This is a genomic window from Crocosphaera sp. Alani8 (assembly GCF_038442745.1).
GTDB lineage: Bacteria > Cyanobacteriota > Cyanobacteriia > Cyanobacteriales > Microcystaceae > Crocosphaera.
In genome coordinates, this window is sequence record NZ_JARVCN010000172.1 from 1 (window position 1) to 7,015 (window position 7,015).

At 38.1% G+C, this 7,015-nt stretch carries 3 protein-coding genes; all 3 read right to left on the reverse strand.

The genetic code is table 11. The annotated features are described in order from the left end of the window. Positions 1 to 38: 38 nt before the first annotated feature. Complete coding sequence (locus P9B04_RS11405) at positions 39 to 1,319, reverse strand: protelomerase family protein (RefSeq protein WP_342055110.1); 1,281 nt, start codon at positions 1,317 to 1,319, stop codon at positions 39 to 41. Positions 1,320 to 1,516: 197 nt separating this feature from the next. Next, positions 1,517 to 1,891, reverse strand: a complete 375-nt coding sequence (locus tag P9B04_RS11410; RefSeq protein WP_342055111.1) for a hypothetical protein — start codon at positions 1,889 to 1,891, stop codon at positions 1,517 to 1,519. Positions 1,892 to 2,452: 561 nt separating this feature from the next. Then, entirely contained in the window at positions 2,453 to 6,160 is a 3,708-nt protein-coding gene (locus tag P9B04_RS11415) for a plasmid replication protein, CyRepA1 family (RefSeq protein ID WP_342055112.1), read from the reverse strand. Positions 6,161 to 7,015: the final 855 nt, after the last annotated feature.

The window sequence follows — 7,015 nt, forward strand, 5'->3', positions numbered from 1 at the left end:
CGCCTGAAATCAATTATTTCTATAAGTGTAGCCTAAGTTTAGGAAATTGGTATCATTACACCTTCTAACCGCTTCAGCCATTCTGGGGACAATCCTAATACTTCCGGGGTGATGTCTAATGGTGCCGCTTCAGGGGTCGTTCCTTGATCTTCTTTTTTGAGAAACCTCATTAATGCTGGAGAATTATTCTCATTGGTATTTTCTTCTTTAACTCGTGAGGTTTGAGTGGTAAGGTTTGACTGATAATCTATTTTTTCTAACTTATTAGCAATCCCGTCAATAATTTTAACTCCTGGTTGTCCTAGTTTTATGCCTTGTCTTTGACCTCTTGCAGAGAAGATCGCACCGTCTCCGATTTGATAATCTAGGTAGTGCATGGCTGCATCTGCTTTCCCTGGTGTAGGTTCATGACCATTGATGGCTTTGATATACACGAAATCTTTGACTTGAGGAGGACAATAATAAAATACGGCGATGGCATCATAAACGGCTCTTAATCTTTGAGGATTAACGGTGGTTTCTTCGTTTAAACGGGACAACGTGGGGACAAATCCGCTAAAATTCGCTTCTACTTGCAATCTCAGATTGTTTTTATAGACTTCTAGCTCTAAATCGTTTAATTTGTCTGCTTTAAAGGTATTTCTTAGAATATTATACCCTTTTAGTACCGTATCCGCTTCTATCAAGGTGGGCATCTCATAAGCTCTCTTTTTGCCTCTAGTCTTTGCTTGTCCCTGGCTTAAAATGACGGTATACGGGGATGAGTCTGTTAGAACTGCATCTCTAAGGATTTCCCCTGGTCTTAGCCCCACTAATAACGCTAAGGATGCCCCTATATCGGCATAACTAGCAAATCCTTCTTTTTCGTATTGAGCGATCGCACTTTCTAATAACTCTCTTCCCCTGTTAACAATCAAGTCTGGTTCTTCTAGAGTTACTACATTATGCTGTTTCCAATCTAATGCTTCTCGTTGTAGCCCTAAGTTCATGGCCTTAATATCATTAGGGGTATCTATCAAGGTACAAGCAAAATGTTCAGAGATTCCCTTCGTAGGGTGCTTTATGCTGTTAAAAGGAGTTAGTTTGCCTTTGAAGTGAATTCTTACCGCTTTGTGTAGGTAGGTGTAGTAATTCTTAACGCTAGTCGGTTTTACTTTTTTTAAAAACTTTTCTGTTATTTCCTTATTGAGTGAGGCGATCGCAGTCTCATCCTCTTTCGTCATCCCTTCTAACCGAGACAGGGTGTCATCAATGATTTCTATCACCCATTTTGACGGCGGTTTACCTTGCCCCCATTCTTTTAACCAATGTGATGACATCTCCTACAATACCCTTGTTGTCAGTTATATCTCTAGCTTACAACAGGGATATTGTCTGTGTCAATTTTTTCAAGTGTATCAATTTAAGGGTTATGCTTCTGGGATCATAGAGGCAATTTAGAACTCCTAACCCCGCGCCTCCTAACCCCTAATTCCTCACTCACATTTGGGGTTTTGTATATCGTACTACGCTTAGCTTATTTTTCATACTTTCTATCCATAGAAATTGATGCCCCTATTGTGGCAAAAATCTTTTTAGCAGCCATTGTTGATAATTCATCAACTTCTTTTTGATTTAATGCTATTGGTTGCTGACCATTTGGGGTAAAGACTAAATGTGTTGATAAAATTCTTTTTTTCGTCTTTGAGTTATTAAAAGGAATTAACCCACATTGACTTGTTTGACCATTTTTAGTCACTTCTCCAAACCATTTTATATCATGTTTTTCACTTAATTCTATCAATCCTTCATCCGTGATAGATTCAAAATCAATTAATCTAATTGATAGAGCTTTATTGTTAGATTTTCCCCAGTTTGAATCTAGTTTTTTTCTTCTTTTTGCTTCACCCATTGTTTTCTCCATTTATACGATCAATGTCAATCCTTCAACTCGTAACGATCGCCTGATTTAGCCAACCAAAACGGTTCAACAATATCAAGCTTATACAGAGCGAGCCTTTTAGGTTTTCCAATTTGAAATCGGGAACCCCCCCCTCACGTTTCCAATTCCTTCATCTGGTTAAATAATAGTCTCAGCCTTTGCTTAACTTCGCTGGTTAACAAATCCCACCCCAGTTCTAGCTATTGCGAGACTAAACCCACTTCATACCACTAATATCGTACATCATCTACGCTCTGGCAACTTTCTAGTTCTAGTTGTTCGGCTATCCATTTGCGATCGCACTCCTCTACTGCTTCTGGGGGTATCTCACTCGCCGAACATTTTCTAAATGGATCATCAGGATTTGTATTACGATTTAGCTGTAACAGATGTGCTGGTTTTTCTAATAGAGTTACCCTTCATACTACATAATGCGAGTAACAACTATACTACATTTGGCTTCATTTCCTAACCCTTCACTCCGATGAAAACGAGTGTACACTCGTTGTTTGACGATCCTTATCGAAACGTTTATGATGTGACATTCGACCTTAAATACTTAAGATTGAGTGACCGTCTTAAACCATTCACTTCTAGGATTGCGTATCGGTTTATCCCTTCCCTAAGCTCTTTAATTAAGGCAAATGCCCCAATTAACGACTCGTCCAACAAGTCCCCTTGAATCCTCACCCATTGGCCTATCTTAAAGGGCCACTCAACCGGTGGACTGGCTTTTTGTAGTATCGATTCCTGATCCAGATGTGGCTGATCTTCTTTCACAATTCTTGGCACATCTGGATCATTACTTCTTGTTTGCTGGTCTGAGTTATAGCCATTTTTAGACTCATGAGTTTGATCGTTATTTTTTAGCTCGGATTCCATACTACAAGTTTGTTGTTGTAGTATGTTTTCATCATCCCATCTCAGGGTTTGGAGATGTTCAGGGGAATAATCACGGGTGATTCTAGCTTCGAGTATTTCAGTTAATTTGTTGATGGCCCCATGAACAAAATTATCGTGTTGGTGAGGTTCTACTACTTCTTTTATGTTGATTTTGACCGGCACCACCTTATATACCCTTGTTCTATTTTCGTCACTTAGACGGCGATCGCTTAAATCATAGCCAATCTGATTCAGTAACCACCGAATAAACTTGATGGGGTCTTTTGATGGCCGCTTTCCTAAACCTTGCCAGATTTTCTTTTGGTTAGCCCGTTGGATTAACTCTTGAACTGGTTTACTATCGGCTGTAAATTCCCCTGCTACTTCGATAAAGTACAGTAACCGAACATCAAACAAGGCTTTTAGGAATAGATAACGGGGCTTAATTTTCCAGGGGCAAAGTTTTCCTCTTCTGACTTTATTTAGTAGGTTATGGTAGAACTTTTTAACCTTAACTAAAGCTGGTGAATTCTCTTGATCAAATTTCTCAAGGTAGATTCTATTTTCTATTTGAGTAATCAGATTCGGGTATTTATATTTTACCAAGTAAATTAACTCAGGACTCCAATAAGTAGAGTTTTGAATATTGGGTAACAGTTTAATTAATTTGGCTTTCATTAATGCACATCTATCTTCCCAGTGAGCGTCTTGACTTAGCATCATCCAAGGCTTATCTAGATATTTATCAGAAGCTTCAGAGATATCTGTTGAGTCTTTAAATTTGGTTTTTATTTTCTCTTTTGAAACTTCTTGGTTAACGGTTTTAAAGGGGTCTTGATATTCTGGAGTATAACGATTACAAATATCATAGCCTTGCTGTTCTAATAGCCAATAAACACATTGTCTGAGATTAGCTTTTTCATAGTTTATCATTGCTTCTAATCGTTGGGCTAGTTTACTCTCAGGAGTATCTAAGTCTTCTTTGACTTTGCTTAATAATTCACTGATTAGCTCTTCTTTGTTATCTTCACCAACCATTGCTAAATGAAGATCACGGGTTAATCGTTGATTAAAATGATATTGTATTTTTTCTAAGAAGGGTGATTTTATGCTATTCTTATCATCTACTTTAATGAAGGGATTTACCCATAGATAACGAGTTACTTGACTATCCCTAATTCTCCCAATAATTTGAGTAATTGAATCAGCATCTAATGCCCCATAAAATAAGCCAAAGAAGTGAGTAAAATAGTTACTAATCTTAATATCTAAGCCACTCTCACAAGAAGGTGAAAATAATAATCTATCTATTTTATTCTCCCTTAGATACTTATCAGGGTCTTTTAAGAATTCTTTAACTTCTGCTTGGTTAATTGTTTTTGAGTCAATTCTTAATACTTTGTAACCTAGTTTGTCTAAGATTCTGTGTAAGGATTCTAATAGAGTTTGATTGTCACTAGCAATTGCTCCTGTCATATCGCTAATAGTTATTAAGTCATATAACCAAGGGGCATGATCCCGTTTTCTTAGTTTTGTTTTCTTGATGGTTCCTTCTAATAAAACTAAGTTAGCTTTATTACCTTTATAAGTATTTTCTACTTTTTCTATCTTTTTAGTGGGGTCACAAGCTTCAATAAAATCACAATACATATCTGACAAATTACCATCAAAACAGATAATCCTATCGGCTTTTTTAATGGCTTCTTTGACTAATTCTATGGCTATTTCTCGATTATTAATGGTTCGAGAAAATAACAGGTGTTTTAAGACTGAGATTACCTCATCCAAGATTAATACTTTTTCATCGAAGTCATTAGGGTTAAAGCGATAATGAGAGTTGATACAAGCTGTGACTTTTCCTTGAGGATTCCTAATATATAAGCTACTTTCCTGTTCATGAATATGGGTGAATTCTATGTTTTTGTCGGTTTCTTTTTTAGCCTTAGAGGTTTTCTCACAAAACTGATAAAGTAAGGAATTTCTGTATCCTAAACTTACCGCCCCATAGTTCTCTAAAGAGTCTTTAAACCATTTAATTGTATTGGTTGTTTTACCAGTACCTAACCCTGATTTACCACATAAGACAGAGTTTTTATCGGGTACAGGTAAGTCTAAATACTCTTGATCTACTGTTTGGGTTGAGGTGAACTGTTTACAACTTTTCCAGGCTTTGAATGCTTTTTGATGGTAAATTAATTGGTCTGATTTTTCCTTGAACTCGTCAATTGGAATTAAGCTTATTTTAAGGTTTTCGACATCAATTTCGTCAATGTCTAAGCCAGTTTCTTTATTGGCTAACTGTCCCCAATCCGCTACTTTTAACTCAGGTACAATCTTTCCTAGTTTTTCATAGGCGATCGCTACATTTCCATTGATGATAGAACCTGCATCGGCATACAGAATAAATTCAACCTCATCCCATTCATACCGTTGTTTGATTGATGCGATCGCAGCCTCTATCGCCTCACTACTACTGCCAAAGTTTCCACCACTAGCTCCTATAATCGGAATCCCCACGTTAGATGACGCTAGAAGCGGTTTATATTCCAGTCCCTCTGTAAACCCTATTATTTGCTTTTCGGGTGCTTCCTGGGGCATATACACCCCGATGGGTTGCTCCCCTGATGGTAAGTGGTACTTCACCCCACGCTTGGAACTACTCAGAGGGTAATACTTGTTTTCGGTTCCTGGGGTCAGATCATTCACCCTAAGATGGGTGTATAATCCATCTTCGTTAGGAATTGGGATTAGTATCCCATCAGTGTGGTTAATTAAGCTTAATCCATCATATTTCACCCCTGAGAGTTTATTAGTGACAGGTGAGGTTAGTTTTTGCCATTGTTTGACACTGCGGTAGTTTGATTCTTCTATTTTGCGATCGCTTATTCCACGATTTCTTAGAACCTCCCTGTGGTCATCTGATAGGGTTAGTTGGGACAAGATTTCCCTGATTACCTTATCTCTTTCTGGGATAGGCAGAAGCTTCTTTGGATTTACCTCTGTTTGACTGTTAGGGTTTGTCCAAGTGTCACTGGTCACTGGTGACTGGCGACTGGTGACTGTTTTTGCCACTAGATACCGAGGATTTACCTTTGTTTGACTGTTAGGGGTTGTCCAAGAGTCACTGGTGACTGACGACTGGCGACTGGTGACTGTTTTAGTCCAAGCATCTGCATCTGGTTTATATGCCCATAAATTAAATCCCCAGGTGTCTTGACCACGATAAACGTAGTCTTTGGGGTTGGCTTCGTTGCTGCGACAGTGAATGAGGCCGGTTGTTGTGTTTTGGCGACAGTCAGGGCGATCGCCGTTACATACTGGACAGGGAGTGTGGCGATTATATCTAATCCAGGTCATAGGTACTCCCTAACTGTGATATAGGGAAGTTAATGATGGATTTTAGGAAATTTTTTCCATCAATTTTAAATCCGCTTAATAGCAGACTATGTATAGCTTTCATAAATATCTCCAAAAGTCATTTTTGTCCGACTGGAGATGCACTGTTATGATTGCTTACTTGGTAAAACTAAGTTCGGACAACTAAGATAAAAAATGAATATATTTGTCTGCTGGTGGATGTTCACTCACCAGTCATTGAGCTGTCCGCTTATTCAGTAGCAGTCATCATGGACAGAGCATCCCCAGTCTTTTCTAATGAGACTGAATTGAATACCCAAGCCCGTCTATGCTTATTAATAAAAGCATAGATATTCCTGAATGATTGTTAGTTACATTGTCCCCTTGGGTGGTCACGGTGTCTAAATTCGGGTGCATTGTCCTACTCCTTTCTCGTGGTTTAAAGGCACAAAAGGATGAGTTTATAGAAGATAAAAAAGTCAATTTAACCAGAGTCAGGATTGATAAACCAATTCTCTGTTTATTAGTCACAATGATTATTTTTTGACACAAGGGTTGTGTATCCCGCAAAGATTCTTTATGATAGAGTCATTGCGGTTGATTACCACCGTGGCTAAAAATTCAATCTCTTTCTTATCTCATAACTACCTCCTTTTGGTTAGTGCAGAGATTTCACAGAAAGAACCTTCGTGATGAAACGTCGAGTCCCATTCCCCAATGAAGATCGGCGTTTCAGGGTTTTTAGAAGATTCTTTACGTGAACAATATCTGCTGTACATTAACGATCCTATTTTCACGAATAACTTAAATATAGATCAAATCCCTACTGCAAACAAGTCTTAACTTAAGCAAGGA